Annotated in this window: 27 protein-coding genes; 17 read left to right on the top strand and 10 right to left on the bottom strand. The window is 60.9% G+C overall.

Going from position 1 to position 25,933, the window contains the following annotated elements:
* The first annotated feature begins 66 nt into the window (after positions 1–66).
* The 13 genes from H621_RS0104120 to H621_RS0104060 all read left to right on the top strand — a co-directional run bounded on the left by H621_RS0104120 (position 67) and on the right by H621_RS0104060 (position 14,147).
* Complete coding sequence (locus tag H621_RS0104120) at positions 67–2,457, top strand: PAS domain-containing sensor histidine kinase (protein WP_028942143.1); 2,391 nt, start codon at positions 67–69, stop codon at positions 2,455–2,457.
* A gap of 10 nt (positions 2,458–2,467) precedes the next feature.
* Positions 2,468–3,097 carry a response regulator gene (locus H621_RS0104115; protein ID WP_028942142.1) on the top strand — a complete coding sequence of 210 codons (630 nt, stop codon included), beginning with the start codon at positions 2,468–2,470 and terminating at the stop codon, positions 3,095–3,097.
* A gap of 226 nt (positions 3,098–3,323) precedes the next feature.
* Positions 3,324–4,448: an ABC transporter ATP-binding protein gene (locus H621_RS0104110; protein WP_028942141.1), complete on the top strand. Its 1,125-nt coding sequence runs from the start codon at positions 3,324–3,326 to the stop codon at positions 4,446–4,448.
* A 40-nt stretch (positions 4,449–4,488) separates the two neighbouring features.
* Complete coding sequence (locus tag H621_RS0104105; RefSeq protein WP_028942140.1) at positions 4,489–5,520, top strand: ABC transporter substrate-binding protein; 1,032 nt, start codon at positions 4,489–4,491, stop codon at positions 5,518–5,520.
* 64 nt (positions 5,521–5,584) lie between these two features.
* Positions 5,585–6,832, top strand: coding sequence for an ABC transporter permease (locus H621_RS0104100; protein WP_028942139.1), 1,248 nt, complete (start codon positions 5,585–5,587; stop codon positions 6,830–6,832).
* A gap of 11 nt (positions 6,833–6,843) precedes the next feature.
* On the top strand, positions 6,844–7,671 hold the full coding sequence (locus H621_RS0104095; RefSeq protein WP_028942138.1) for an ABC transporter permease: 828 nt from the start codon (positions 6,844–6,846) through the stop codon (positions 7,669–7,671).
* Positions 7,672–7,810: 139 nt separating this feature from the next.
* Positions 7,811–8,485, top strand: a complete 675-nt coding sequence (gene rpe / locus H621_RS0104090) for a ribulose-phosphate 3-epimerase (RefSeq protein WP_028942137.1) — start codon at positions 7,811–7,813, stop codon at positions 8,483–8,485.
* Positions 8,482–9,300 (top strand): phosphoglycolate phosphatase, encoded by an 819-nt coding sequence (locus H621_RS0104085; RefSeq protein WP_028942136.1) that lies wholly within the window; start codon positions 8,482–8,484, stop codon positions 9,298–9,300. The genes rpe and H621_RS0104085 overlap by 4 nt, the downstream gene beginning before the upstream one ends.
* A 69-nt stretch (positions 9,301–9,369) precedes the next feature.
* Complete coding sequence (gene trpE / locus H621_RS0104080) at positions 9,370–10,851, top strand: anthranilate synthase component I (protein ID WP_028942135.1); 1,482 nt, start codon at positions 9,370–9,372, stop codon at positions 10,849–10,851.
* A 52-nt stretch (positions 10,852–10,903) separates the two neighbouring features.
* Positions 10,904–11,497, top strand: a complete 594-nt coding sequence (locus tag H621_RS0104075; RefSeq protein ID WP_028942134.1) for an aminodeoxychorismate/anthranilate synthase component II — start codon at positions 10,904–10,906, stop codon at positions 11,495–11,497.
* Between the two features lie 9 nt (positions 11,498–11,506).
* Positions 11,507–12,556, top strand: a complete 1,050-nt coding sequence (gene trpD, locus H621_RS0104070; protein ID WP_028942133.1) for an anthranilate phosphoribosyltransferase — start codon at positions 11,507–11,509, stop codon at positions 12,554–12,556.
* Positions 12,553–13,389 carry an indole-3-glycerol phosphate synthase TrpC gene (gene trpC / locus H621_RS0104065; RefSeq protein ID WP_028942132.1) on the top strand — a complete coding sequence of 279 codons (837 nt, stop codon included), beginning with the start codon at positions 12,553–12,555 and terminating at the stop codon, positions 13,387–13,389. Before trpD ends, trpC begins: the two co-directional genes overlap by 4 nt.
* Positions 13,390–13,442: 53 nt before the next feature.
* Positions 13,443–14,147 carry a lipoate--protein ligase family protein gene (locus tag H621_RS0104060; RefSeq protein WP_028942131.1) on the top strand — a complete coding sequence of 235 codons (705 nt, stop codon included), beginning with the start codon at positions 13,443–13,445 and terminating at the stop codon, positions 14,145–14,147.
* Here H621_RS0104060 and crp read toward each other — a convergent pair.
* A complete protein-coding gene (gene crp / locus H621_RS0104055) occupies positions 14,144–14,788 on the bottom strand; it encodes a cAMP-activated global transcriptional regulator CRP (protein WP_028942130.1) in 645 nt (214 codons plus the stop codon). The genes H621_RS0104060 and crp overlap by 4 nt on opposite strands.
* A 190-nt stretch (positions 14,789–14,978) precedes the next feature.
* Here crp and H621_RS0104050 point away from each other — a divergent pair, with 190 nt between their 5' ends.
* Positions 14,979–15,401 carry an OsmC family protein gene (locus H621_RS0104050; RefSeq protein ID WP_028942129.1) on the top strand — a complete coding sequence of 141 codons (423 nt, stop codon included), beginning with the start codon at positions 14,979–14,981 and terminating at the stop codon, positions 15,399–15,401.
* Positions 15,402–15,464: 63 nt separating this feature from the next.
* Here the strand turns inward: H621_RS0104050 and H621_RS0104045 are convergent, their stop codons facing one another.
* From H621_RS0104045 to hemJ, 6 genes are all read right to left on the bottom strand, one after another.
* Positions 15,465–16,505 carry a hypothetical protein gene (locus tag H621_RS0104045; RefSeq protein ID WP_028942128.1) on the bottom strand — a complete coding sequence of 347 codons (1,041 nt, stop codon included), beginning with the start codon at positions 16,503–16,505 and terminating at the stop codon, positions 15,465–15,467.
* A gap of 8 nt (positions 16,506–16,513) precedes the next feature.
* A complete protein-coding gene (coq7, locus tag H621_RS0104040; RefSeq protein WP_028942127.1) occupies positions 16,514–17,161 on the bottom strand; it encodes a 2-polyprenyl-3-methyl-6-methoxy-1,4-benzoquinone monooxygenase in 648 nt (215 codons plus the stop codon).
* Between the two features lie 65 nt (positions 17,162–17,226).
* Positions 17,227–17,565 (bottom strand): histidine triad nucleotide-binding protein, encoded by a 339-nt coding sequence (locus H621_RS0104035; RefSeq protein WP_028942126.1) that lies wholly within the window; start codon positions 17,563–17,565, stop codon positions 17,227–17,229.
* 72 nt (positions 17,566–17,637) lie between these two features.
* Entirely contained in the window at positions 17,638–18,411 is a 774-nt protein-coding gene (locus H621_RS0104030; protein ID WP_028942125.1) for an SDR family NAD(P)-dependent oxidoreductase, read from the bottom strand.
* Positions 18,412–18,456: 45 nt separating this feature from the next.
* Positions 18,457–19,413: an NAD(P)H-dependent flavin oxidoreductase gene (locus tag H621_RS0104025; protein ID WP_028942124.1), complete on the bottom strand. Its 957-nt coding sequence runs from the start codon at positions 19,411–19,413 to the stop codon at positions 18,457–18,459.
* Between the two features lie 31 nt (positions 19,414–19,444).
* The gene (gene hemJ, locus H621_RS0104020; protein ID WP_028942123.1) at positions 19,445–19,870 is read right to left on the bottom strand and encodes a protoporphyrinogen oxidase HemJ; all 426 of its coding nucleotides are present in this window, start codon (positions 19,868–19,870) and stop codon (positions 19,445–19,447) included.
* Between the two features lie 143 nt (positions 19,871–20,013).
* Here hemJ and argC point away from each other — a divergent pair, with 143 nt between their 5' ends.
* Both argC and erpA read left to right on the top strand, forming a co-directional pair.
* Entirely contained in the window at positions 20,014–21,048 is a 1,035-nt protein-coding gene (argC, locus tag H621_RS0104015; RefSeq protein WP_028942122.1) for an N-acetyl-gamma-glutamyl-phosphate reductase, read from the top strand.
* A gap of 156 nt (positions 21,049–21,204) precedes the next feature.
* Positions 21,205–21,555, top strand: coding sequence for an iron-sulfur cluster insertion protein ErpA (gene erpA, locus H621_RS0104010; RefSeq protein ID WP_028942121.1), 351 nt, complete (start codon positions 21,205–21,207; stop codon positions 21,553–21,555).
* Between the two features lie 66 nt (positions 21,556–21,621).
* Here erpA and H621_RS0104005 read toward each other — a convergent pair whose 3' ends face one another.
* Both H621_RS0104005 and H621_RS0104000 read right to left on the bottom strand, forming a co-directional pair.
* Entirely contained in the window at positions 21,622–22,713 is a 1,092-nt protein-coding gene (locus H621_RS0104005; protein ID WP_028942120.1) for an anhydro-N-acetylmuramic acid kinase, read from the bottom strand.
* A 3-nt stretch (positions 22,714–22,716) separates the two neighbouring features.
* On the bottom strand, positions 22,717–24,150 hold the full coding sequence (locus H621_RS0104000; protein ID WP_028942119.1) for a peptidoglycan DD-metalloendopeptidase family protein: 1,434 nt from the start codon (positions 24,148–24,150) through the stop codon (positions 22,717–22,719).
* 210 nt (positions 24,151–24,360) lie between these two features.
* Here H621_RS0104000 and tyrS point away from each other — a divergent pair, with 210 nt between their 5' ends.
* Positions 24,361–25,560, top strand: coding sequence for a tyrosine--tRNA ligase (gene tyrS, locus H621_RS0103995; protein WP_028942118.1), 1,200 nt, complete (start codon positions 24,361–24,363; stop codon positions 25,558–25,560).
* A 56-nt stretch (positions 25,561–25,616) separates the two neighbouring features.
* Here tyrS and H621_RS28850 read toward each other — a convergent pair.
* On the bottom strand, positions 25,617–25,933 hold a 317-nt coding region (locus H621_RS28850; protein ID WP_209420930.1), incomplete at its 5' end, for a hypothetical protein.

Below are 25,933 nucleotides of genomic sequence, written 5' to 3'. Positions count from 1 at the left end.
CAGCCTAATAGTATTTTTCCGGGACGGCCATGCTCGGTGGCCATCCATCCTATGAAGAGCGTGTAGATGAAGTCATTGCGCTGCCTGTTGGTTATCGGCTGTATCTGCTTGCCCTTGATGGCGCTGGCGGTACCTGCGGCGTTGCCGAACACCGTTACCCTGGAGCCGGCGCAGCAGCAATGGCTTGAGCAGCACCGCAGCCTGAGGGTGGGACTGGTGCTGCAGGCGCCCTTTGCACAATTCGACCGACGCCTGCAGCAGCTCTACGGTGTCAACGTCGAGCTGATGAACTGGTTGGGGCGCTCATTGGGACTGGACCTGACCTGGCGTAACTTCCCGGACCAGGCCTCGCTGGAGCGGGCGCTGGTCGCGGGTGAGGTCGACTTGGCCCCAGGTTTGACCCAGACGCCCGCGGGGCTGCGTCTGTGGTTGTTCAGTGACCCCTACATGCGCGTGCCGCAATTGATCGTCGGGCCCCGTACCGGTGCGGTGGCGGTAGACCTGGAGAAACTCACCAGCAACGAACGGGTGGCGGTGCGCATGCCCAGTGCGGTGGCCGACTATTTGCGCGCAACCTACTCGAACCTCAACTTGCAGGGCGTTCCCCAGGAGCGCCAGGCGCTGCAACTGGTGCTCAGCGAGCAGGCCCGCTATGCCGTGGTGGATGAAGCACAACTGAGCCGGTTGTCCCGCGAGAGTGAATTCAGCGACCTGGCAGTGGTTGGCGATATCGGCTTGCCCCAGTTGCTGCGTGTTGCTTCGCGGCGTGACTGGCCGCAGTTGGCGGACATTATCGAGCGGGGCCTGCAGGCCATCCCGGCCAAGGACCTGGAGCAACTCCATCAGCGTTGGCTGGAGCCCAAGTACCCACGCTTGAGCGAATCTCCGGGCTTCTGGCAAAACCTGGGACTGCTGCTCGCCGCCTTGTTGTTCAGCAGCATGGCCATCGTGGTCTGGCAGCGGCGGCAGTTGCATCAACTTGAGCACAGCTTGCTGGTGGCACGGGAAACCATCAACCAGCGCCAGGCACGGGAGGAAGCGCTGCGCCTGAGCCAGTTCTCCATCGACCAGAGCACGGTGGGCATTCTCTGGGTCAACTGGGACAGCCATGTGCGTTATGCCAACCGGGCTGCCGAGAGCATGCTGGGGTATGCCGAGGGGGCGGTGGTCGATCGGCCGCTGATCGACTTTGAGCCCAACTTGCACATGGATCGCTGGTTGGAACTGTGGAAGCGTGCCCGGGCCAGCAACGATGGCGCCCAGCATTTTGAAACCCAGTGCCTGCGCGCCGATGGCAGCCTGCTGCCGGTGGATGTGTCACTGAGTTTCCTGCGCTTTCGCGATGCCGAGTACCTGGTGGTATTTCTCACTGACGTCACTGAACGCCGCCGTGCCCTGGCAGCCCTGCGCGAGAGCGAGGCCCGGCTCAAGGGGATCGCCGGTAACGTACCCGGTCTGGTATTCCGGCTTGAGCGCAACCCGGCGGAAGGCGAGCTGGAGTTTCCCTATATCAGCGAGGGCAGCGAGGCGTTGGTCGGCTATTCGCCAGCGGCATTGCAGCGCCCGGACATGGGGCTGCGCAACCTGGTGCACCCCGATGACCGCGCGGACTACCACAAGGTCCAGGACCTGGCCCTGGCCACCGACCAGGACTGGTCCTGGCAGGGACGGATCCTGACCCGCGAAGGCGAACAACGCTGGGCCGATATCAAGGCCAGTACCCGTATGCTGGGCAATGGCCGCGTGGTCTGGGACGGAGTGGTCTGGGACATCACTCAGAGCAAGCGCGCAGAGCTTGCGCTGGAGCGTTCCCAGGAACAATTGCGCGAACTGTCGGCGCACCTGGAAAGCGTGCGGGAAGAGGAAAAGGCCCGCATTGCCCGGGAAGTGCATGATGAACTGGGACAGATGCTCACTGTGCTCAAACTGGAGACGTCCATGTGCGAGCTTGCCTACGCTGATCTTGATCCCGGCCTGAACGAGCGTCTGGCCAGCATGAAGCGCCTGATTGCCCAGTTGTTCCAACTGGTGCGCGATGTCGCTACGGCCTTGCGTCCGCCGATTCTGGATGCCGGCATCGCCTCGGCGATCGAGTGGCAGGCGCGGCGATTCGAGGCGCGCACACAGATTCCCTGCCTGGTACAAGTGCCGGAGAATCTACCGCCCTTGAGCGATGCCAAGGCCATTGGCCTGTTCCGCATCCTGCAGGAGGCACTGACTAACGTCATGCGCCACGCCCAGGCGCATACTGTGCAGATCAGCCTGAGCCTGGATGGCCGGACATTGCGCCTGACGGTTATTGATGATGGCATCGGCTTTGCGTTGGACGAGAACCGACCGACCTCATTCGGGCTGGTCGGGATGCGTGAGCGGGTGTTGATGCTCGGCGGGCAAATGACCCTGGAGAGCGAGCCGGGCGAGGGCACCAGTCTGAGCGTGGGTATTCCCCTGAAATAGGAGCGGCAACGTGATTCGAGTTCTGGTGGCCGAAGACCACACCATCGTCCGTGAAGGCATCAAGCAGTTGATTGGCCTGGCCAAGGACATGCAGGTAGCGGGGGAGGCGGGCAACGGCGAGCAACTGCTGGACACCCTGCGCCATACCGAATGCGAGGTGGTCCTGCTGGATATCTCCATGCCCGGCGTCAATGGCCTGGAGGCCATCCCACGGATTCGCGCGTTGAGCAATCCGCCGGCAATCCTGGTGTTGTCGATGCATGACGAGGCGCAGATGGCGGCGCGGGCCCTGAAGGTCGGCGCAGCGGGTTATGCGACCAAGGACAGCGATCCGGCCTTGTTGCTGACCGCCATTCGGCGGGTGGCTGGCGGTGGCCGATATATCGACCCCGAGCTTGCCGACCGGATGGTCTTTGAAGTCGGTCTGACCGATGCGCGGCCACTGCATTCGCTGCTTTCGGAGCGCGAGTTCTCGGTGTTCGAGCGCCTGGCCCAGGGCGCCAACGTCAACGACATTGCCCAGCAGTTGGCGCTGAGCAACAAGACCATCAGTACCCACAAGGCGCGACTGATGCAGAAGCTCAATGTGAACTCGTTGGCGGAGCTGGTGAAGTACGCCATGGAGCACAAGCTGCTCTGAGTGTTCTGATTGCGACATCAATCGCGGGGCAAGCCCGCTCCTAACCGTAGGAGCGGGCTTGCCCCGCGATTGGCATCCGCATATCCAAAAACGACAGTCCTGTAGGGCAATCCCTACCCCAACCCTTCCACGCGGCTGATATCAATCTCTCTCCACCCCCGATTTGCGTCGGCTTTCACCTTCACTAGGCTGTAAACACGCAGTCATCCAACAAGAAGGTACGGGTATGAGTGAGGTGAATTCGAGCGCTGCAGCCAGCGAAGTGCTGGTCAGCTTCCGTGGTGTGCAGAAGAGCTACGACGGCGAATCGCTGATCGTCAAAGACCTCAATCTGGATATTCGCAAAGGCGAGTTCCTGACCTTGCTCGGCCCCTCCGGCTCCGGCAAGACCACCAGCCTGATGATGCTGGCCGGCTTCGAGACGCCGACTGCCGGCGAGATCCAGTTGGCGGGCCGCTCCATCAACAACGTGCCACCCCACAAGCGCGACATCGGCATGGTGTTCCAGAACTATGCGCTGTTTCCGCACATGACCGTGGCCGAGAACCTGGCCTTCCCCTTGAGCGTACGCAACCTGAGCAAGACCGACATCAGCGAGCGCGTAAAGCGCGTGCTGAACATGGTCCAGCTCGATGCCTTCGCCAAGCGCTACCCCGGCCAGCTGTCCGGCGGCCAGCAGCAGCGGGTGGCCCTGGCCCGGGCATTGGTGTTCGAGCCGCAGTTGGTGCTGATGGACGAACCGCTGGGTGCCCTCGACAAACAGCTGCGTGAACACATGCAGATGGAAATCAAACACCTTCACCAGCGCCTTGGCGTCACCGTGGTGTATGTGACCCATGACCAGGGCGAAGCGCTGACCATGTCCGATCGGGTGGCGGTGTTCCATCAGGGCGAAATCCAGCAGATCGCCGACCCGCGCACCCTGTACGAAGAGCCGAAAAACACATTCGTCGCCAACTTCATTGGTGAAAACAACCGGATCAATGGTCGCCTGATCAGCCAGGACGGTGAGCGCTGCCAGGTGCAACTGGCGCGCGGCGAGAAAGTCGAGGCGCTGGCGGTGAATGTTGGCCAGACCGGCGACCCGGTGACCTTGTCGATCCGTCCCGAGCGCGTGCGCCTCAACGGCCACAGTGAAAGCTGCGTCAACCGCTTCTCTGGCCGCGTAGCCGAATTCATCTATCTGGGCGACCACGTACGGGTTCGCCTGGAAGTCTGCGGCAAGGCCGATTTCTTCGTGAAGCAGCCGATTGCCGAACTCGACCCGGCCCTGGCCGTGGGCGATGTGGTACCGCTTGGCTGGGAGGTTCAGCACGCCCGCGCGCTCGATCCGATCCTGGAAGCCAATTGAAGGTTTGCTTCACCAACCCTGCACTGTGGAGAGAATAACAATGCTCAAACACTTGAAGTTGACCGCCCTGACAGTGGGTATGTTTGCAGCGGCCCAGGCCATGGCCGCCGACCTCACCGTGATTTCCTTCGGTGGTGCCAACAAGGCCGCCCAGGTCAAAGCGTTTTACGAGCCATGGGAAAAGGCAGGTAACGGCAAGATCGTCGCCGGCGAGTACAACGGTGAAATGGCCAAGGTCAAGGCGATGGTCGACACCAAGAGCGTGTCGTGGAACCTGGTCGAGGTCGAGTCGCCAGAGCTGGCCCGTGGTTGTGATGAAGGTATGTTCGAGGAGCTCGATCCTGCGCTGTTCGGCAACGAAGCTGATTATGTTCCGGGTGCTATCCAGCCTTGCGGTGTTGGCTTCTTCGTCTGGTCCACGGTCATGGCCTACAACGCCGACAAACTGAAAACCGCGCCGACCAGTTGGGCTGACTTCTGGGACACCAAGCAGTTCCCGGGCAAGCGGGGCCTGCGCAAGGGTGCCAAATACACCCTCGAATTCGCCCTGATGGCCGACGGCGTAGCGCCCAAGGATGTGTACAAGGTGCTGGGCACCAAGGAAGGCCAGGACCGCGCCTTCAAGAAGCTCGACGAACTCAAGCCGAGCATCCAGTGGTGGGAAGCCGGCGCCCAGCCGCCGCAGTACCTGGCTTCGGGTGACGTGGTCATGAGCTCGGCCTACAACGGTCGGATCGCTGCGGTGCAGAAAGAAAGCAACCTGAAGGTGGTCTGGAACGGTGGCATCTACGACTTCGATGCCTGGGCCATTCCAAAAGGTGCGAAGAATGCCGAAGAGGCCAAGAAGTTCATCGCCTTCTCGGTCAAGCCTGAGCAGCAGAAGATCTACTCGGAAAACATTGCTTACGGACCGGCCAACGCCACCGCGGTGAACCTGCTCTCGGCCGAGGTCAAGAAGGACATGCCGACCACCCCGGAAAACATTGCCAACCAGGTGCAGATCGACGTTGCTTTCTGGGCTGACAACAGCGAACAGCTGGAACAACGCTTCAACGCCTGGGCTGCCAAGTAAGGTCGGCTGATGGAGCGTCGGCGCATAGCCGACGCTTCCTGTTCTCAAGATTTCGGAGTTCGCTATGGCCATCGCAGTGCCCCTCAAAGAAGGCGCCGGTTCCAACCTCAAGCAGCGTCTTGCGCGAGCAGAGCGGGTCAACCGCTGGAAAGCCCAGGCCTTGATCGCGCCGTTGGCGCTGTTCCTGTTGCTGGTTTTCCTCGTGCCCATTGCCGCGCTGTTGTACAAGAGCGTCGGTAACCCGGAGGTCGTGACCGGCCTGCCGCAGACCGTGACCGCCGTGGCCGCTTGGGATGGCAAGGGCCTGCCAGGTGAGTCGGTGTACAAGGCACTGAGTGAAGACCTGGGCCAGGCGCGCAAGAACCAGACCCTGGGCGACACGTCCAAGCGTTTGAACATGGAACTGGCAGGCTACCGCAGCCTGTTGGCCAAGACTGCCCGAGCCCTGCCGTTCAAGACCGAGCCGGCTTCATATAAAGAAGCGTTGCAGGAACTGGATGAGCGCTGGGGCGATCCGGCGTACTGGCAGGCGATTCGCCGTAACACCAGTAGCGTCACCCCGTTCTACCTGCTGGCAGCCCTGGACCATCGTATCGATGACCTGGGCGAGGTGGCCAAGGCCACCCCGGACCAGGCGATCTACCTGGACATCTTCACCCGCACCTTGTGGATGGGTTTTGTCATCACCGCGATCTGCCTGGTGCTGGCTTATCCGTTGGCCTACCTGCTGGCCAATCTGCCGACCCGCCAGAGCAATCTGCTGATGATTCTGGTGCTGCTGCCGTTCTGGACGTCGATCCTGGTGCGGGTCGCTGCCTGGATCGTGCTGCTGCAATCGGGCGGATTGATCAACAGTGCGCTGATGGCGGTGGGGATCATCGACAAACCGCTGGAGCTGGTTTTCAACCGCACCGGTGTGTACATCTCCATGGTTCACATCCTGCTGCCGTTCATGATCCTGCCGATCTACAGCGTGATGAAGGGCATTTCGCCGACCTACATGCGTGCAGCCATTTCCCTCGGCTGCCATCCATTCGCCAGTTTCTGGCGGGTGTACTTCCCGCAGACCTACGCCGGTGTGGGCGCAGGTTGTCTGCTGGTATTCATCCTGGCCATCGGCTACTACATCACTCCGGCACTGCTGGGCAGCCCGAATGATCAGATGGTCAGCTACTTCGTGGCGTTCTACACCAACACCAGCATCAACTGGGGCATGGCGACCGCGTTGGGCGGCTTGCTGTTGCTGGCGACCGTGCTGTTGTACTTGATCTATAGCTGGCTGGTCGGCGCCAGCCGCCTGCGTCTGAGCTGAGGAGCGTTGTCATGCTGAGCCCCTACATGTCGCCCGTCGAGCGGGTCTGGTTCTACAGCTTGCGCATCCTTTGCGGGCTGATTCTGTTGTTCCTGGTGTTGCCGGTGCTGGTGATCATTCCGCTGTCGTTCAACTCGGGCAGCTTCCTGGTCTACCCGCTGCAGGGTTTCTCGCTGCAGTGGTACCAGGACTTCTTCGCCTCGGCCGAGTGGATGCGGGCCCTGAAGAACAGCATCATCGTTGCCCCAGCGGCAACGGTGCTGGCGATGATCTTCGGCACCCTGGCTTCGATCGGCCTGACTCGTGGCGACTTCCCCGGCAAGTCGCTGATCATGGCACTGGTAATTTCGCCCATGGTGGTGCCGGTGGTGATCATCGGTGTGGCCAGTTACCTGTTCTTTGCACCCCTGGGCCTGGGTAACAGCTTCATTTCGCTGATCCTGGTCCATGCAGTGCTGGGCGTGCCGTTCGTCATCATCACTGTGTCGGCAACCCTGCAGGGCTTCAACCACAACCTTGTGCGGGCGGCGGCAAGCCTTGGCGCCTCGCCACTGACGACCTTCCGTCGGGTGACGTTGCCGCTGATTGCGCCCGGGGTGATTTCAGGTGCCTTGTTCGCCTTTGCTACCTCGTTCGACGAAGTGGTAGTGACCCTGTTTCTGGCGGGCCCTGAGCAGGCCACCTTGCCACGGCAGATGTTCAGCGGCATCCGCGAGAACCTCAGCCCGACCATTGCGGCGGCAGCGACATTGCTGATCGCGTTCTCGGTGGTGCTGTTGCTGACCCTGGAATGGTTGCGCGGGCGTAGTGAGAAATTGCGCACCCAGCAGCCAGGTTGATGTTCGTGGGGCAAGCCCGTTCCTGGTGTAGGAGCGGGCTTGCCCCACGATCCCGTCGCCGGATTTGATACCGGTCAGCGCCAGACCGATTCACTGAGGTACAATGCGCGCCACCGTGATTCTGCCCTACAGGTGCGCCATGCAGCCCTACGCTATTGCCCCCTCCATTCTCTCTGCCGATTTCGCTCGCCTGGGCGAGGAAGTCGACAACGTCCTGGCCGCTGGTGCCGACATCGTCCACTTCGACGTGATGGACAACCACTACGTACCCAACCTGACCATTGGCCCGATGGTGTGCACCGCGCTGCGCAAGTACGGCATCACCGCGCCGATCGACGTGCACCTGATGGTCAGCCCGGTCGACCGTATCATCGGCGACTTCATCGAAGCGGGCGCCAGCTACATTACCTTCCATCCGGAAGCCAGCCTGCACATCGATCGTTCGCTACAGTTGATTCGCGACGGTGGTTGCAAAGCGGGCCTGGTGTTCAACCCGGCAACCCCGCTCGACACCCTCAAGTACGTGATGGACAAGGTCGACATGATCCTGTTGATGAGCGTCAACCCAGGCTTTGGTGGCCAGAAGTTCATCCCCGGAACCCTCGACAAGCTGCGTGAAGCGCGTGCGCTGATCGACGCCAGTGGTCGTGATATCCGCCTGGAAATCGACGGTGGCGTGAACGTGAACAACATTCGCGAAATCGCCGCTGCTGGCGCCGATACCTTTGTGGCTGGCTCGGCGATCTTCAATACGCCGGACTACAAGGAAGTCATCGCCAAGATGCATGCCGAACTGGCCCTGGCCCGCGCATGAGTGGCTTCGAGCAGCTGTTCCCCGGCGCTCTGCCCAGGCTGGTGATGTTCGATCTGGACGGTACCCTGATCGATTCGGTACCAGACCTGGCCGCGGCGGTGGATCACATGCTGCTCGAATTGGGTCGCAAGCCCGCAGGCCTTGAGGCGGTTCGCCACTGGGTCGGCAATGGTGCCCCGGTATTGGTGCGCCGGGCGCTGGCGGGCGGCCTGGACCACGCCGATGTCGATGACGACGAGGCAGAAAAGGCCCTGGAGCTGTTCATGCAGGCTTACGCCAGCAGCCATGAGCTGACCGTGGTCTACCCCGGTGTGCGCGATACCCTCAAGTGGCTGCACAAGCAGGGTGTCGAAATGGCCCTGATTACCAATAAGCCAGAGCGCTTTGTCGGCCCCTTGCTCGACCAGTTGAAGATTGGTCGATATTTTCGCTGGATCATCGGTGGCGATACCCTGCCACAGAAAAAGCCCGATCCGGCCGCCCTGTTGTTCGTGATGAAGATGGCGGGTGTACCGGCCGAGCAGGCGCTGTTCGTCGGCGACTCGCGCAGTGATGTGCTGGCGGCCAAGGCAGCTGGCGTCAAGTGCGTGGGCCTGACCTATGGCTACAACCACGGTCGCCCCATCAGTGAAGAAACACCGTGCCTGGTCATTGATGACCTGCGTGCGCTGTTGCCTGGTTGCTTAGATCCGGCCACTGGGATAACGTTGGCTGACGTTAAATCCCCCTCAGATCGAGATTCCATCGTGGCGGTTACCGGCAAACTCTGGATGAAAGTCATCAAGGCCTTGGCCCGTTGGCGTTGGCGCGCCTGACTTTTATCTGCCGGCCGTTGCCGGCCCGTTTGCCTGTTCGACCCTATTGCTGCTTGCCACGAGGCTATCATGACCCGCGAAGAATTCCTGCGCCTGGCCGCTGAAGGCTACAACCGCATTCCCCTGGCCTGCGAGACCCTGGCCGACTTCGACACGCCGCTGTCGATCTACCTGAAACTGGCTGATCAACCCAACTCCTACCTGCTCGAATCGGTGCAGGGCGGCGAAAAGTGGGGGCGTTACTCGATCATTGGCCTGCCATGCCGCACGGTCATGCGCGTACATGATCACCAGGTGCGGATCACCCACGACGGTGTGCAGATCGAACAGCACGAAGTCGAAGATCCGCTGGCGTTCGTCGAAAGCTTCAAGGAACGCTACAAAGTGCCGACCATTGCCGGTCTGCCGCGTTTCAACGGTGGTCTGGTCGGCTACTTCGGTTATGACTGCGTGCGTTATGTGGAGCGGCGCCTGGGCAAGTGCCCGAACCCGGACCCGCTGGGCGTACCGGATATCCTACTGATGGTCTCGGATGCGGTGGTGGTGTTCGACAACCTGGCGGGCAAGATGCACGCCATCGTGCTCGTCGACCCGGCTCAGGAAGGCGCCTACGAAAACGGTCTGGCACGGCTGGAAGGCCTGCTTGAGCAACTGCGCCAACCGATCACCCCGCGTCGCGGCCTGGAACTGGGTGGCCCGCCTGCACCGGAGCCGACGTTCCGCTCAAGCTTTACCCAGAGCGACTACGAGCGTGCGGTCGATACCATCAAGGAGTACATCCTCGCCGGTGACTGCATGCAGGTGGTGCCGTCCCAGCGTATGTCGATCGACTTCAAGGCCGCGCCCATCGATCTGTACCGGGCGCTGCGCTGCTTCAACCCGACGCCGTACATGTACTTCTTCAACTTCGGCGACTTCCATGTGGTCGGCAGCTCGCCTGAGGTGCTGGTACGGGTCGAAGACAATCTGGTCACCGTTCGCCCAATTGCAGGTACCCGTCCACGTGGTGCCACGGAAGAAGCTGACCGGGCACTGGAAGAAGACCTGCTGTCGGACGACAAGGAAATCGCCGAGCACCTGATGCTGATCGACCTGGGGCGCAACGATGCCGGTCGCGTGTCGGCGACGGGTACCGTCAAAGTCACTGAGAAGATGGTGATCGAGCGCTACTCCAATGTCATGCACATCGTTTCCAACGTCACCGGTGAATTGAAGGAAGGCCTGAGCGCGATGGATGCGCTGCGCGCCATCCTGCCGGCTGGGACCTTGTCCGGGGCGCCGAAGATTCGCGCCATGGAGATCATCGACGAGTTGGAGCCGGTCAAGCGCGGAGTCTATGGTGGCGCCGTCGGCTATTTTGCCTGGAACGGCAATATGGACACCGCCATCGCAATCCGTACTGCGGTCATCAAGGATGGCGAGCTGCACGTACAGGCCGGTGGGGGTATCGTCGCCGACTCGGTACCTGCACTGGAGTGGGAAGAAACCATCAACAAGCGCCGGGCGATGTTCCGGGCGGTAGCGTTGGCTGAACAAACGCCACGCAGCTGATCGAAACCACGCCTGTCCACCCGGCGAAATTGATTCTAGAGGTTGAACCCAGATGCTACTGATGATCGACAACTACGACTCCTTCACCTACAACGTCGTGCAGTACCTCGGCGAGTTGGGTGCAGAGGTCAAGGTCATTCGCAACGACGAGCTGACCATCGCCCAGATCGAAGCCCTGAACCCCGAGCGCATTGTGGTTTCTCCCGGCCCTTGCACGCCGACCGAAGCGGGTGTTTCCATCGAGGCCATCCTGCACTTCGCCGGCAAACTGCCGATTCTTGGCGTGTGCCTGGGCCACCAGTCCATCGGCCAGGCCTTTGGCGGCGATGTGGTGCGTGCCCGCCAAGTGATGCACGGCAAGACCAGCCCGGTTTTCCATAAGGACCTGGGCGTGTTTGCCGGCCTGAACAACCCGCTGACCGTGACCCGCTACCATTCGTTGGTGGTCAAGCGCGAAACCCTGCCCGAGTGCCTGGAGCTGACCGCCTGGACCGCACTTGAAGACGGTTCGGTGGATGAAATCATGGGCCTTCGCCATAAAGAACTGAACATCGAGGGGGTGCAGTTCCACCCCGAGTCGATCCTCACCGAGCAGGGCCACGAGCTGTTCGCCAATTTCCTCAAGCAGACCGGCGGCCGCCGTTAAGGATTGATCATGGATATCAAGAGTGCGCTCAACCGCATCGTCGGCCACCTGGACCTGAGCACCGAAGAAATGCGCGACGTGATGCGCGAGATCATGACCGGCCAATGCAGTGAAGCGCAGATTGGTGCGTTCATGATGGGCATGCGCATGAAGAGCGAAAGCATCGACGAGATCGTCGGTGCGGTTTCGGTGATGCGCGAGCTGGCCGACAAAGTCGAACTCGACACCCTCGATCAAGTGGTCGATGTGGTCGGCACCGGTGGTGACGGTGCCAACATCTTCAACGTGTCCACTGCTTCTGCCTTCGTCGTTGCCGCCGCTGGCTGCACCGTGGCCAAGCACGGCAACCGTGCGGTCTCGGGCAAGAGCGGTAGCGCCGACCTGCTGGAAGCGGCCGGCATCTACCTGAACCTGACCCCTGTGCAGGTGGCGCGTTGCATCGACAGCGTCGGCATTGGCTTCATGTTCGCCCAGACCCACCACAAAGCGATGAAATACGCCGCTGGCCCACGCCGTGACCTGGGGCTGCGTACCCTGTTCAACATGCTTGGCCCGCTTACGAATCCGGCCGGTGTGAAGCACCAGGTGGTCGGCGTATTCACCCAGGCCCTGTGCCGCCCATTGGCCGAAGTGCTGCAGCGCCTGGGCAGCAAGCATGTGCTGGTGGTGCACTCCAAGGATGGTCTGGACGAGTTCAGCCTGGCTGCGCCTACCTTTGTCGCCGAACTCAAGAATGACCAGATCACCGAATACTGGGTCGAGCCAGAAGACCTCGGCATGAAGAGCCAGAGCCTGCACGGCCTGGCGGTGGAAAGCCCAGCCAAGTCCCTTGAGCTGATCCGCGATGCCCTGGGCCGGCGCATGACCGAAAACGGCCAGAAAGCGGCCGAGATGATTGTGCTCAACGCCGGTGCAGCGCTGTATGCCGCAGATCATGCGATGACTCTCAAGCAAGGTGTCGAGCTTGCACACGATGCCCTGCACACCGGCCTTGCCCGGGAAAAACTCGAAGAACTGGGCGCGTTCACCGCCGTATTCAAGCAGGAGAATGAAGGATGAGTGTGCCAACGGTTCTGGAAAATATCCTGGCGCGCAAGGTTCAGGAAGTTGCCGAGCGCAGCGCCCGGGTCAGCTTGGCCGAACTGGAGCGCCTGGCCGCTGGTGCCGATGCGCCACGTGGCTTTGCCAAGGCACTGATCGAGCAGGCCAAGCGCAAGCAGCCGGCGGTGATTGCCGAAATCAAGAAAGCCTCCCCGAGCAAGGGCGTGATCCGCGAACACTTCGTCCCCGCCGAAATCGCCGACAGCTACGAAAAGGGTGGGGCAACCTGCCTGTCAGTTCTGACCGATGTCGATTATTTCCAGGGCGCCGACATCTACCTGCAGCAGGCCCGCTCGGCCTGTACGCTGCCGGTGATCCGCAAGGACTTCATGATCGACCCCTACCAGATCGTCGAGGCCCGCGCCCTGGGTGCAGATTGTGTGCTGTTGATCGTTGCGGCGCTGGACGATGTGAAAATGGCAGAACTTGCGGCCACGGCAAAAAGCGTAGGTCTTGATGTGCTGGTCGAAGTGCACGACGGCGACGAACTGGAACGCGCATTGCGCACCCTCGATACCCCGCTGGTAGGCGTCAACAACCGTAACCTGCACACCTTCGATGTCAGCCTTGAGACCACCCTCGACTTGTTGCCACGCATTCCCCGTGATCGCCTGGCCATCACCGAGAGCGGCATTCTCAATCGTGCCGATGTCGAGCTGATGGAAATCAACGAGGTGTATTCGTTCCTGGTGGGTGAGGCCTTCATGCGTGCCGAACACCCGGGCCTGGAACTGCAGCGTCTGTTCTTCCCCGAGCGGGCGGTGCAGAATCCGGTGCAAGGACTGGACTGATTCAACGTTGAAGCCGGCATTGCCGGCTTTTTTGTACCTACAAGGTTATCGCAATGACTGATCAACTAATGGATGTGACTGTCGAGGCCGGCCTGCATGCCGAGCAGGAATTGCTGGCGGCGGTGTGCAAGGGGGAAAAAGACAACGGCGTGTTGTTCTGGCGCCCCACCGACCATGCCTTGGTCATGCCGCGGCGCATGAGTCGTCTGGAAGGATTCGAAGCGGCCTGCGCAGAACTGGCGATTGCCGGCTGGCCGGTACTGCTGCGTGAAACCGGCGGCGAGCCGGTACCGCAGTCGCCCGCGGTGATCAATATTGCCCTGGTGTATGTAGCGCCGCGTAGCGAAGGCGATCACGGTCGTATCGAGAATGCGTACGAACGTCTGTGTTTGCCAGTGTGCGAGGTATTGCGCGAGTGGGGCGGGCTGGCTTCGGTGGGCGAAATCGAGGGCGCGTTCTGCGACGGTCGCTACAACGTCAACCTCAACGGCCGCAAGTTGGTGGGGACAGCCCAGCGTTGGCGCCAGGGGCTGGGTGGCAAGCGTCCCGTGGTGTTGGTTCACGGTGCCTTGTTGCTCGATAACCAACGCGAGTCGATGGTGGCGGCGGTCAACCGCTTCAATGAGTGTTGCGAACTGGAGCAGCGCTGCCAGGCCGACAGCCACATTGCCTTGCACGAAGTGGTTCCCGAGGCGCCGTTGCTCGAACGCCTCGGCCAGGCTTACGCCGAGGTGATCAAAGGCATCGCCCGGGACTAGCGGGTGCCATAGACCACCATGGTCTTGCCCTTGACGTGGACCAGGCTGCGTTCTTCAAGATCCTTGAGCACGCGGCCGACCATCTCCCTTGAACAGCCCACGATTCGACCGATCTCCTGGCGGGTGATCTTGATCTGCATGCCATCGGGGTGGGTCATGGCATCGGGTTGCTTGCACAGTTCCAGCAAGCAACGCGCGACGCGTCCAGTGACATCGAAGAAGGCCAGGTCACCGACCTTGCGTGTGGTATTGCGCAGGCGCTGGGCCATCTGGCTGCCCAGGGCATAGAGAATCTCCGGGTCCTGGCGCGCCAGTTCGCGAAATTTTTCGTAGCTGATTTCCGCCACCTCACATTCGCTCTTGGCCCGTACCCAGGCACTGCGCTGTTGCTCCTGCCCAGATTGTTCAAACAGGCCCAGCTCGCCAAAAAAATCGCCGCTGTTGAGGTAGGCGATGATCATTTCGTGGCCGTCATCGTCTTCGATCAGGATGGTCACTGAGCCCTTGACGATAAAGGACAGCGTCTCGGCTTTGTCGCCGGCGCAGATGATGTTGCTTTTGGCCGCGTAGCGGCGCCGCTGGCAGTGGGCGAGCAGCTTGTCGATGTTCTTGATCTTGGCCGAAAGGGCTGATGCAACCATGGCTGAATCCCGGTAAGAGGCAACGCGTGAACACTTTTATAGGTAGTCTGGCCAAAGGTGCCAGTGATTTGGCGTCAGCTTATCAGACACTTATTGGTGTATCGGCAGAATTCATCGTGCGCTTGAGCTTTTCCACCAGCCCTTCTGGGTCTAAGCTGGCAGCCTTTTTTCTAGCAAGGGAGTCCGGATGATGAAGGCACGTATCCAGTGGGCAGGCGAAGCCATGTTTCTGGGCGAATCGGGTAGTGGCCATGTCGTGGTCATGGACGGTCCACCCGACGCAGGTGGTCGCAACCTGGGCGTGCGGCCCATGGAAATGCTCTTGCTGGGCCTGGGTGGTTGCAGCAACTTCGATGTGGTCAGCATCCTGAAGAAGTCCCGCCAGGCAGTGGAAAGCTGCGAAGCCTTCCTCGAGGCCGAGCGTGCCAGCGAGGATCCGAAGGTATTCACCAAAATCCACCTGAACTTCGTGGTCAAAGGTCGTGGCCTGAAGGATGCTCAGGTCAAGCGTGCGGTTGAGTTGTCTGCGGAGAAATACTGCTCGGCTTCGATCATGCTCGGTCGGGCAGGGGTGGAAATCACCCATAGCTACGAGATTGTTGAGTTGGGGTGAGTGGAAAGCATCGCGGGGCAAGCCCGCTCCTACCAGTAGGAGCGGGCTTGCCCCGCGATCTGGTTAACGGCGCAGCCCCGGCAAAAGCTTCAGCAAGCCACTGGGTACGCACGCGCGCAAGCGCGCACTCAATCCCTCGCGATGTATCTGGTACTGCATTCCCAGCCCTATGACGCCCAGGCCGATCAAGGTCAGCACCACCGGGAACAGCAGCGACTCGGCAAATACCTCATAAGACAGGTAGCCCAGGTAAGCGGCCACCCCCATCGCTCCGAAGACCATGAACATGGGTCTCCTTAACAACACTGCCAAGCCCATCAGGCCGAGATTGATCAGGCAGTAAAGCGCCTTGTTCAACTCGCTGTCGCTCTCCATCAAGCTCAGTCCCAGCCAGAACGCCAACAAGCCTGCCATATAGCCCCAGAAGGCATAGTCCTGGCGGGTGCGGCCGTCGATTACCAGGAAGACCAGCAGCAATGCCAGGCCGAACCACAGTGAGACGGTCAGGCGTTGATCCCAGTTGAAGGCATCGCCGTAGACCCACTCGCTCAGGTCCATGGACATGAACCACAGCGCTCCGGCAATCGGCATCACGATAAAGGGGAACGGAATCAGACGCAGCATCAGCAAACCAGCAGCAACCGTAGCGGCTTCCATCAACAACCAGCCGCCCTGCACATAGGTGTAATAGTTGTGGTAGTTGCTCTGGCTGTCGTCCAGCGGCCAGAAGCCGGTGAGCCGCTCCACGGCAAACACGGCCAGCGGCACGATGCTCACTGCAACAGCGGCGAGCACGCCAGCAGGAATCACCTGGCCACGTCGCTGCAGCAGAAGCCCGGCCAGGGTCAGGCCGCCAATATAGAGAAGGGCGATGATCAGCAGGGCGCTGTCGCCTATGCGCATCCAGGCTTCACTGAGCAGCCAGCCCAGGGCGCCCATGATCAGCAGGGCGCCAAAGTAGAAGGCCACATGGGCCAGCTGGAAACTGGCGCGAGTCGCTGGCTGGCGCTTGAGAAACTCGAGCAGGGCCTGGTCCTGGCCGGGGTTCAGAACGCCTGCGCTTACAGCGCGGGCCAGGTCCTTGGCATCGAAGCGTTCCGTCATGGCGTGTCCTAGATACGGTAGGTGCTCTTGGTCATGACCTTGGCCATCAGGCTCATCCCAAAGCGCACGGGAGCTGGGAAACGGAATCCGCCAGCCTCCAGGGCCGACTCGGCGTGTTGTTGTTCGTCAACGCGCATCTGTTCAAGGATAGCCCGGGATTTTTCATCCTCGGCCGGGATCTGCTCCAGATGTTCGTCCAAGTGCTTGCACACCTGATGCTCGGTAGCGGCGACGAACCCCAGGCTGACTTTGTCGCTGACCAGGCCTGCCAACGCGCCAATGCCGAACGACATGCCGTAGAACAGCGGATTGAGCACGCTTGGATGACTTCCCAGCTGGCGGATGCGCTGTTCGCACCAGGCCAGGTGGTCGATTTCTTCTTCGGCGGCATGTTCCATGGCCTTGCGTACCTGCGGCAGCTTGGCGGTCAGGGCCTGGCCCTGGTACAACGCCTGGGCGCAGACTTCACCGGTGTGGTTGATACGCATGAGCCCGGCCACGTGGCGGGTTTGGGTATCGTCCAGGTCGACGTCCGGCTGGATGATGGCCGGCGAGGGGCGGGAAGGTTGGCCGCTGAAGGGAAGCAAGGTGCGCATGGCGGTATCGGCCTGCAGCAACAAGCGGTCGAGCGGCGAATAGTGACGTTCGGTAGCCATCGGGCACCTCCGCAAGAATGTGCCCGACAGTTTACCGCAATCAGGTTGATCGGGCTTGCCCTGGATCAGCCCGGTGGCCAGTGCATCTGGCGCTGACCCAGCACGTGCATATGAATGTGGTAGACGGTCTGGCCACCCAGTTCATTGCAGTTCATGACCACGCGGAAACCGTCTTCACAGCCCAGTTCCTTGGCCAGGCGCTGGGCGGTGAACAGGATGTGTCCGGCCAGGCCTTTGTCTTCTTCAGTCAGGTCGTTGAGCGTACGGATGGGCTTTTTCGGGATAACCAGAAAATGCACCGGCGCCTGTGGGGCGATATCGTGGAAGGCCAGAACCTGGTCGTCCTCGTAGATGATCTTGGCCGGGATCTCCCGGTTGATGATCTTGGTAAACAGAGTTTCCACTACGGTTGCTCCATGATGGGGGTCGGGCCTGAGTGTACTCAGGCTGTGAGTCGGCGCCCAGCCCTTGGCGGGTCAACGTGGGCAATAGGCCCGGTTGATCGCCCCGGCCAACTTGCGTGCCACCCAGCGTGAGAGCAGGCGTGGGCTGCAGGCCAGCCAGCGGTTGCGCCGACCTGGAATGATCAGGGCGCGGTTTTTCTCCAATGCGCGCACGGTGTACAGCGCCACTTCCTCCGGGCTCAGGCAGCGCTGGCCTTTCTCCAGGCGGGGAATGCGGCGCAGCGGCGAGTGAACCGGGCCCGGGCACAGGACAGACACCTTGATGCCAGTACGCTTGAGCTCCTCGCGCAAGCCCTCGGAAAAGCTCAGCACATAGGCCTTGCTGGCCGCATAGCTGGTCATCCAGGGGCCGGGGGCGAAGGCGGCCAGCGAGGCAACGTTGAGAATCTGGCCGCCTCCTTGGACCGCCATGGCATTGCCCAGTGCATGGCACAGACGTGTCAGGGCCAGAATATTGACCTCGATAAGGTCTTGCTCATCCCCCCACTCCTGGGCCAGGAACGGGCCGTAGGTGCGGATACCGGCGCAGTTGACCAGCAAGTCGATCTGCCGCTCGCCTTCTTCCAGTTCCAGCAAAAAGCCGGAAAGGCGCAAGGGTTCACCCAGGTCGCAAGCGCGAAACAGCACCTCTACCCCAAAGCGCTGGGTCAGCTCGATGGCAATGCTCTCGAGCAGGTCGCGTTGACGTGCCACCAGAATCAGATTGCGCCCCCGGCGTGCCAGTGCTTCGGCCAGTGCCAGGCCCAGTCCGCTGGAGGCACCGGTGATCATGGCGTAACGGGTCATGCAGTTCTCCAGTGGGCTAGGGGCAGGGCGCAGAGTTTACAGGAGTCAGCCGGGCCAGCGCTGGCTCAGGGATGCGGCAGAGGCTTGGGCCTGGCGGTATTCGGCGTCCAGGCGGGCGATCAATTGCTCGGTGGAGCACAGCGCGTCGATGGCACCGACACCTTGCCCGGCAGACCAGACGGTTTTCCAGGCTTTGGCTTCGTCATCAATGGGTTTGAGCTTGGTTTCGACATTGGCGCGCAGGGCTGCCATGTCGAAGCCGGCGTTTTCCAGGCTCTGGCGCATGAAGCTGGCAGGTACTCCGGAAACCGCAGCGGTGTGGATGATATCGGCTGCCTTGGCACCCAGCATCATTTCTTTATACGCATCCGGGGCGCGGCTTTCGTGAGTGGCGATAAAACGCGTACCGAGGTAGGCGAGGTCTGCGCCGAGCAGTTGCGCTGCCAGTATCTCGTGGCCCCGGTTCAGGCAGCCGGCCAGCAGCAGGGTCTTGTCGAAGAACTGGCGGATCTCGGCAATCAGTGCGAACGGGCTCCAGGTGCCGGCATGGCCACCAGCGCCGGCAGCCACGGCGATCAGGCCATCGACGCCTGCCTCGGCGGCTTTCTCCGCGTGCCGGCGCGTAGTGACGTCGTGAAACACCAGCCCGCCATAACTATGCACGGCATCGACCAGCTCTTTCACCGCGCCCAGGCTGGTGATCACGATCGGTACCTTGTGTTCTACACAGATAGCGAGGTCCGCCTGCAGGCGCGGGTTGCTCTGATGGACGATCAGGTTGACCGCGTACGGGGCAGGCTTGTCCAGGGATTCAAGGCCTGACTCGATCTCCTCGAGCCAGGTCTTGAAACCGGCGCTATCACGCTGGTTCAGCGCCGGGAAACTACCGACCACACCGTTGGCACAGCAGGCCAGCACCAATTGCGGGTTGGAGATCAGAAACATTGGCGCCGCAACCACTGGCAGGCGCAAGCGTTGTTCGAGCAGGGCAGGCAATGACATGACAGGTTTCCCGAGGCTGAGTGATAAGGGATCAGAACGGTTTGACCACCACCAGAATGACGATGCCGAGCAGGATCAGCACCGGCACTTCGTTGAACCAGCGATAGTAGACGTGACTGCGGGTGTTTTCACCGCGGGCGAAGCGCTTGAGCTGAGCACCGCACATGTGGTGGTAACCGGTGAGCAGGACAATCAGGGTGAGTTTGGCGTGCATCCAGCCCTGGCTCAGGAAGCCCGGGGTCAGGCTCAGCAGCCAGATACCAAAAATGAAGGTGGCAATCATTGCCGGGCCCATGATCCCGCGGTACAGCTTGCGCTCCATGGTAATGAAGCGCTCCTGACTAATGCTGTCCTGGCTCTGGGCGTGATAGACGAATAGCCGTGGCAGGTAGAACAGTCCGGCAAACCAGCAGACCACGCTGACGATGTGCAGGGCTTTGATCCAGAGAAAAAGCATGAGGTTGAGTTCCTTCAGGGTTCACGGTCGTCAGATAGTAGAGGCTAGGCACCTGGCGGGCCATCTCAACAGTTGTGAGGGCAGTGCCACGGCCCTTATTATCGTGGGCTTTCCAGTCGGTTCGTTGATAAGGGGCACGCGTTATGGTCAAGGTCGGTATCGTCGGCGGCACGGGTTACACCGGGGTCGAACTGCTGCGTCTGTTGGCACAGCATCCACAGGCTGAGGTGGCTGTCATCACCTCGCGCTCCGAAGCCGGCCTGGCGGTCGCTGACATGTACCCGAACCTGCGCGGCCACTACGACGGCCTGGCGTTCAGCGTACCGGACGTGAAAACCCTGGCTGCGTGCGACGTGGTCTTCTTTGCCACGCCCCATGGCGTTGCCCATGCACTGGCCGGTGAGCTGCTGGCTGCGGGCACCAAGGTCATCGACCTGTCCGCCGACTTCCGCCTGCAGGATGCTGATGAGTGGGCCAAATGGTACGGCCAGCCCCATGGCGCGCCGGAACTGCTCAAGGATGCGGTCTATGGCTTGCCTGAGGTCAACCGCGAGCAAATTCGCCAGGCGCGCCTGATTGCCGTTCCGGGTTGCTACCCGACAGCCACCCAACTGGGTTTCCTGCCGCTGCTGGAGGCTGGTATTGCCGATGCTTCGCGCCTGATCGCCGACTGCAAGTCGGGTGTCAGCGGTGCCGGCCGTGGCGCCTCGGTCGGCTCGCTGTTCTGCGAAGCCGGCGAAAGCATGAAAGCCTATGCGGTCAAAGGCCACCGCCACCTGCCGGAAATCACCCAGGGTTTGCGCCGGGCTGCCGGGGGCGACGTCGGCCTGACCTTCGTTCCGCACCTGACGCCGATGATCCGTGGTATCCACTCCACTCTGTACGCAACGGTCGCCGACGCCTCGGTCGACCTGCAGGCATTGTTCGAGAAACGCTACGCCGATGAGCCGTTCGTCGACGTAATGCCGGCCGGCAGCCACCCGGAAACCCGTAGCGTGCGTGGCGCCAACGTATGTCGCATTGCCGTGCACCGGCCACAGGGTGGCGACCTGGTAGTGGTGTTGTCGGTAATCGACAACCTCGTCAAAGGCGCCTCTGGCCAGGCTGTGCAGAACCTCAACATCCTCTTCGGCCTGGACGAGCGCGTGGGCCTTTCCCATGCCGGCCTGCTGCCTTAAGCCACAAGAACACGCTGCAAGCCAGCCGATCAGCTATCTGCTTATAGCTTGCAGCTAACCCCATGCAGCTTATGTATTGTTGACCGCTTTTCTCGGAGAAGCGGATAATGCGCGTCATCACGCATTATGGCGGCATAGCGCCGGGAGATAGTCAGCATGAGCGTCGAATCCTTCACCCCAGTGGCTTTGCAGTTCACAGAGGGTGCAGCGCACAAGGTGAAGACCCTGGTCGATGAAGAAGGCAACGATCGCCTGAAGTTGCGAGTGTTCGTGACGGGTGGCGGTTGCTCGGGTTTTCAGTACGGTTTCACTTTCGATGAAGATGTTGCCGAAGACGACACCATTGTCGAACGCGAAGGCGTGGCTCTGGTGGTCGATCCGATGAGCTTCCAATACCTGGCAGGAGCCGAAGTGGATTACCAGGAAGGCCTGGAAGGCTCGCGTTTCGTCATCAAGAATCCGAATGCCAGCACCACGTGTGGTTGCGGCTCATCGTTCTCGATTTGATCGCAGGGTAGGGTACAACGCAAAACGCCGCGCATTCGCGCGGCGTTTTGCGTTGTACGGGTAGGGTCAGGCCGGGTAGATGGCGCCAAGCACCCGCAAGCCACTGGCAGCGGTGACGCTGGGACGATTGGCCGGAATGCCTTGCAGGCAGCAGTGGGCTAGCCAGGCGAAGGCCATCGCCTCGACCCAGTCAGGGTCAACACCATGGGCAGCGGTACTGTCGACCTGAGCGGCAGGCAGGAGCGCGGCAAGGCGGCGCATCAGTGCGCTGTTGTGGGCACCGCCACCGCACACCAGTAGTGCCTGGGTTTCCTGCTGGGCGGCCTGCAGGGAGTTGACGATACTGTGAGCGGTGAGCTCGAGCAGCGTTGCCTGGACGTCCACTGCGGCGATGGCTGGTAGTGTTGCCAGATGCCGCGTGAGCCACGGCAGGTTGAACACTTCACGTCCGGTGCTCTTGGGGCCGGTGCCGGCGAAGAATGGATCACTGAGCAGTGCGGCGAGCAAGCCGGGATTGACGTTGCCACTGGCGGCCCAAGCGCCGTCGGCGTCGTAGCTATGGCCTTGTTGCTCATTAATCCAGGCGTCCAGCAGTACGTTGCCAGGGCCGCAGTCGAAACCACTGACCGGCTTGTCCTGCTCTATCAGGCTGAGATTACTGAACCCACCGACGTTCAGCACCGCCAGGCGCTGCCCCTGATGCTCGAACAAGGCCTCATGGAAGGCCGGGACCAGCGGTGCGCCTTGGCCTCCGGCTGCCACGTCGCGGCGACGAAAGTCCCCCACCACACAGATACCGCTGAGTTCGGCAAGTAGCGCCGGGTTGCCGATCTGTACGGTAAACCCACGCGCGGGCTCATGGCGGATGGTCTGGCCGTGGCTGCCAATGGCGCGCACATCTGCAGGCTTGAGGTTTTGCGCGGTCAGCAAGTGCTGGATGCCTTGGGCTGCAAGGCGTACCCATTGATTTTCGGCAAGGGCGGCGCGGGCAATTTCGTCGGCACCGCTGGCGCACAGGGCCAAAAGGTCCTGGCGCAGGCTGGCGGGCATGGGGATGTAATGGGTGGCGAGCAGCCGGGTATGCTGCTCTTGCTCGATCAATGCGATGTCCAGGCCATCAAGGCTGGTCCCGGACATCACTCCCAGATAAAGAGCCATCGCTTAGCGCTTGTTGGACGCGAGCATGGTGGCCTTTTCCTGGTTCATGCGTGCAACCAGGGGCTGGCTCTGCTGCAGGAAGCGCTGGCGCTCAGCCTTGGCGATGGGGTCGGCCATCGGCAGCTTCTGGCCCAGGGGATCGACGTGGACGCCATTGACCTGGAACTCATAGTGCAGGTGCGGGCCGGTCGACAGGCCGGTGGTGCCGATGTAGCCGATCACCTGGCCCTGTTTCACGGTGCCGCCGGTCTTCACGCCTTTGGCGAAGCCCTGCATGTGCCCGTACAGGGTCTGGTAGCGGTTGCCGTGCTGGATGATCACGGTATTGCCGTAGCCGCCGCGACGTCCGGCCAGCAGCACCTTGCCATCGCCGGCGGCCTTGATTGGCGTGCCGCGCGGCGCTGCGTAGTCGACGCCTTTGTGGGCGCGGATCTTGTTGAGGATCGGGTGCTTGCGGCCCGCCGAAAAGCGCGAGCTGATGCGGGCGAAATCAACCGGGGTACGGATGAAGGCCTTGCGCATGCTGTTGCCGTCAGCGGTGTAGTAGTTGGTGTTGCCCTGCTTGTTGGTATAGCGAACGGCAGTGAAGGTCTTGCCGCGGTTGGTGAAGCGGGCAGAGAGGATATTGCCTGTGCCGACAACCTTGCCATCCATGACCTTCTGCTCGTAGATGACGTCAAACTCATCACCTTGGCGGATGTCTTGGGCAAAGTCGATGTCGTAGCCAAAGATCCGCGCCATGTCCATGGTCAGGCTATGGGACAGCCCGGCGCGCTGGCCGGAGGCCGATAATGAGCTCTTGATCACGCCGTGTGCGTAGGCTGAGCGTACAACCGGCTTGCTGATCTCGCGATTGAAAGCGTAACCGTTTGCGCTCCTGGTCAGGCGAATGGTTTCAAGGTTGCTGACCTTGCTGTGCAGGCTGGCCAGTTGACCGCCCTTGTCCAGCTCGATCTCCAGTACCTGGCCGCTTTTGAGCTGGCTGAACTGCTTGGCTTGCTTGTTGCTCGCCAGTACTTCATGCACCGCGGAGGAGGGCAGGCCTACTTTGGCGAACAGGGTCGACAGGGTGTCGCCGCGGCTGACTGTGACTTCGCGGTGGCTCGGGTCCTTGGCAGGGGCAGCTTCCGGTGCGGCAGTTGGCGCAGGTGCAGGCTCGACCTTGGCAGTCTCTTGCGCAGGCGTAGCGCCATCTTCGATCTGGGCGAATGGGGAGGTCTCACCAGCGCTGGCGCTTTGGGTCAGCGGTGCTTCCGGCTCCTGCTTGAGTTGCTCGGCAGGGCTCTCCAATTCCAGGTTAAGGGTGGTCTTCTTGGCTTCTACTTCGCTGGAGGGGAACACCAGCAAGGCCAGGCTGAGCAAGGCGGCGATGCCGCTGGCCGCCAACAGATGGCTCTTCGGATAAAGCGGGGGCGCTTTAGGCGGTTCGTTGGTCATAGATGAATTGACTTTGAAATAGATGAATTGGAAAAGATGAATGACATGATGAAGATGAAATAACTGTATAAAATATAACCAAATCCCCTTCGGCGCAAGCGCGCAGACGTCATCAGTCGGCTTCGGGGTCACATCCGGGGCAAAAACTTGTAATTGATGGCTGATCTTGTATGGTTGGGGCCCTTTGAATCTGAGCCTTGCGGGTCTGTTATGAAGTCGGTTGAAGAGCAGCTAGCGCTGATCAAGCGTGGTGCGGAAGAGGTACTGGTAGAGTCCGAATTGGTCGAGAAGCTCAAGCGTGGGCAGCCGCTGCGGATCAAGGCGGGTTTCGACCCGACCGCGCCCGATCTGCACTTGGGGCACACCGTCCTTATTAACAAGCTGCGCCAGTTCCAGGATCTGGGGCATCAGGTCATATTCCTGATCGGCGATTTCACCGGCATGATCGGTGACCCGAGCGGCAAGAGCGCCACGCGTCCGCCGCTGACCCGCGAGCAGGTGTTGGATAACGCCGAGACTTATAAGCAGCAGGTGTTCAAGATTCTCGACCCGGCCAAGACCGAGGTTGCCTTCAACTCCACCTGGATGGACAAACTGACCCCGGCTGACTTCATTCGCCTGGCGTCGCAGTACACGGTGGCGCGTATGCTCGAGCGCGATGATTTCGACAAGCGCTACACTACCAATCAGCCGATCGCCATTCATGAATTCCTCTACCCGCTGGTGCAGGGGTACGACTCTGTCGCGCTCAAGTGTGATGTCGAGCTGGGCGGTACCGACCAGAAGTTCAATTTGCTGATGGGGCGCGAGCTTCAGCGTGCCTACGGTCAGGAAGCGCAGAACATCGTGACCATGCCGCTGCTCGAGGGGCTTGATGGCGTCAAGAAGATGTCCAAGTCGCTGGGTAACTATGTAGGCATCCAGGAGGCGCCGGGGGTGATGTACAGCAAGCTGGTGTCGATCCCGGACACGTTGATGTGGCGCTACTTCGAGCTGCTCAGCTTCCGCTCGATGGAAGAGATCGATGCGTTGCGTGCTGATGTGGCGGCGGGTGCGAACCCCCGTGACATCAAAATCAAGCTGGCTGAAGAGATCGTTGCGCGCTTCCATGGTGAAGAGGCGGCGGCCAATGCTCACCGTGCTGCGGGCAACCGCATGAAGGAAGGCGAGCTGCCGGAAGTTCTGCCGGAGGTTGAAGTGCTGGCAAGCGAAGAGATGCCAATCTCTGCTGTCCTTAACAAAGCGGGCCTGGTGAAGAACTCGGCGGCGGCTCGCGATTTGCTCGCGGCGGGCAGCGTTCGCGTTGATGGCGAAGTGGTTGATCGCGGTTTCGTGTTCGCGTTGGGCGCTACCCATGTTTGTCAGGCGGGCAAGAAAGCTTTCGCGCGTATTACGCTGAAGGCTGAGTAAGTTACCTATATATAGAGGGGCGCGTAGCGCCCCTGCTTTTTACTTGCTGTTTATAGTCAAAACGCCGCTTCTGAAACAAAGTTGAAATAAGTCCTTGACGCCCCTGTGGATCTGTCTATAATTCGCCCCACTTCCGGCGTAGTCGGAACCGAAAACTCCTTGAGTTTCAAAGGGTTAGCGGTTTCAGGTGGTGCTGGAAGTGCTTCGGTCGAAAGATCGGCAGCGGTGAAAAAGGTGGTTGACAGCGAATTGAAACGCTGTAGAATTCGCCTCCCGCTGACGAGAGATCGCAGCGAGTTAAGCGGTTGAAGTTGAAAGAGAAATTCTGAAAACTTCAAAATAAACGCTTGACACACTCTGAGGAAAGCGTAGA

Origin of the sequence: Pseudomonas vranovensis DSM 16006 (genome assembly GCF_000425805.1) — a bacterium.
In the GTDB taxonomy this organism is placed as follows: domain Bacteria; phylum Pseudomonadota; class Gammaproteobacteria; order Pseudomonadales; family Pseudomonadaceae; genus Aquipseudomonas; species Aquipseudomonas vranovensis.
Note: the sequence above shows the minus strand (reverse complement) of the source record. Positions and strands in the feature narration are given on the sequence as shown.

Excerpts from the sequence above, each read along its gene's own strand:
- H621_RS0104110 (WP_028942141.1), top strand. The coding sequence starts at position 3,324 with ATGAGTGAGGTGAATTCGAGCGCTGCAGCCAGCGAAGTGCTGGTCAGC.
- erpA (WP_028942121.1), top strand. The coding sequence starts at position 21,205 with ATGAGCGTCGAATCCTTCACCCCAGTGGCTTTGCAGTTCACAGAGGGT.
- H621_RS0104005 (WP_028942120.1), bottom strand. The coding sequence starts at position 22,713 with ATGGCTCTTTATCTGGGAGTGATGTCCGGGACCAGCCTTGATGGCCTG.
- H621_RS0104000 (WP_028942119.1), bottom strand. The coding sequence starts at position 24,150 with ATGACCAACGAACCGCCTAAAGCGCCCCCGCTTTATCCGAAGAGCCAT.
- H621_RS0104085 (WP_028942136.1), top strand. The coding sequence starts at position 8,482 with ATGAGTGGCTTCGAGCAGCTGTTCCCCGGCGCTCTGCCCAGGCTGGTG.
- rpe (WP_028942137.1), top strand. The coding sequence starts at position 7,811 with ATGCAGCCCTACGCTATTGCCCCCTCCATTCTCTCTGCCGATTTCGCT.
- H621_RS0104060 (WP_028942131.1), top strand. The coding sequence starts at position 13,443 with ATGACTGATCAACTAATGGATGTGACTGTCGAGGCCGGCCTGCATGCC.
- H621_RS0104100 (WP_028942139.1), top strand. The coding sequence starts at position 5,585 with ATGGCCATCGCAGTGCCCCTCAAAGAAGGCGCCGGTTCCAACCTCAAG.
- H621_RS0104025 (WP_028942124.1), bottom strand. The coding sequence starts at position 19,413 with ATGTCATTGCCTGCCCTGCTCGAACAACGCTTGCGCCTGCCAGTGGTT.
- tyrS (WP_028942118.1), top strand. The coding sequence starts at position 24,361 with ATGAAGTCGGTTGAAGAGCAGCTAGCGCTGATCAAGCGTGGTGCGGAA.
- trpC (WP_028942132.1), top strand. The coding sequence starts at position 12,553 with ATGAGTGTGCCAACGGTTCTGGAAAATATCCTGGCGCGCAAGGTTCAG.
- H621_RS0104095 (WP_028942138.1), top strand. The coding sequence starts at position 6,844 with ATGCTGAGCCCCTACATGTCGCCCGTCGAGCGGGTCTGGTTCTACAGC.
- coq7 (WP_028942127.1), bottom strand. The coding sequence starts at position 17,161 with ATGGCTACCGAACGTCACTATTCGCCGCTCGACCGCTTGTTGCTGCAG.
- H621_RS0104045 (WP_028942128.1), bottom strand. The coding sequence starts at position 16,505 with ATGACGGAACGCTTCGATGCCAAGGACCTGGCCCGCGCTGTAAGCGCA.
- H621_RS0104120 (WP_028942143.1), top strand. The coding sequence starts at position 67 with ATGAAGTCATTGCGCTGCCTGTTGGTTATCGGCTGTATCTGCTTGCCC.
- argC (WP_028942122.1), top strand. The coding sequence starts at position 20,014 with ATGGTCAAGGTCGGTATCGTCGGCGGCACGGGTTACACCGGGGTCGAA.
- H621_RS0104075 (WP_028942134.1), top strand. The coding sequence starts at position 10,904 with ATGCTACTGATGATCGACAACTACGACTCCTTCACCTACAACGTCGTG.
- hemJ (WP_028942123.1), bottom strand. The coding sequence starts at position 19,870 with ATGCTTTTTCTCTGGATCAAAGCCCTGCACATCGTCAGCGTGGTCTGC.
- trpD (WP_028942133.1), top strand. The coding sequence starts at position 11,507 with ATGGATATCAAGAGTGCGCTCAACCGCATCGTCGGCCACCTGGACCTG.
- H621_RS0104105 (WP_028942140.1), top strand. The coding sequence starts at position 4,489 with ATGCTCAAACACTTGAAGTTGACCGCCCTGACAGTGGGTATGTTTGCA.
- H621_RS0104030 (WP_028942125.1), bottom strand. The coding sequence starts at position 18,411 with ATGACCCGTTACGCCATGATCACCGGTGCCTCCAGCGGACTGGGCCTG.
- trpE (WP_028942135.1), top strand. The coding sequence starts at position 9,370 with ATGACCCGCGAAGAATTCCTGCGCCTGGCCGCTGAAGGCTACAACCGC.
- crp (WP_028942130.1), bottom strand. The coding sequence starts at position 14,788 with ATGGTTGCATCAGCCCTTTCGGCCAAGATCAAGAACATCGACAAGCTG.
- H621_RS0104050 (WP_028942129.1), top strand. The coding sequence starts at position 14,979 with ATGAAGGCACGTATCCAGTGGGCAGGCGAAGCCATGTTTCTGGGCGAA.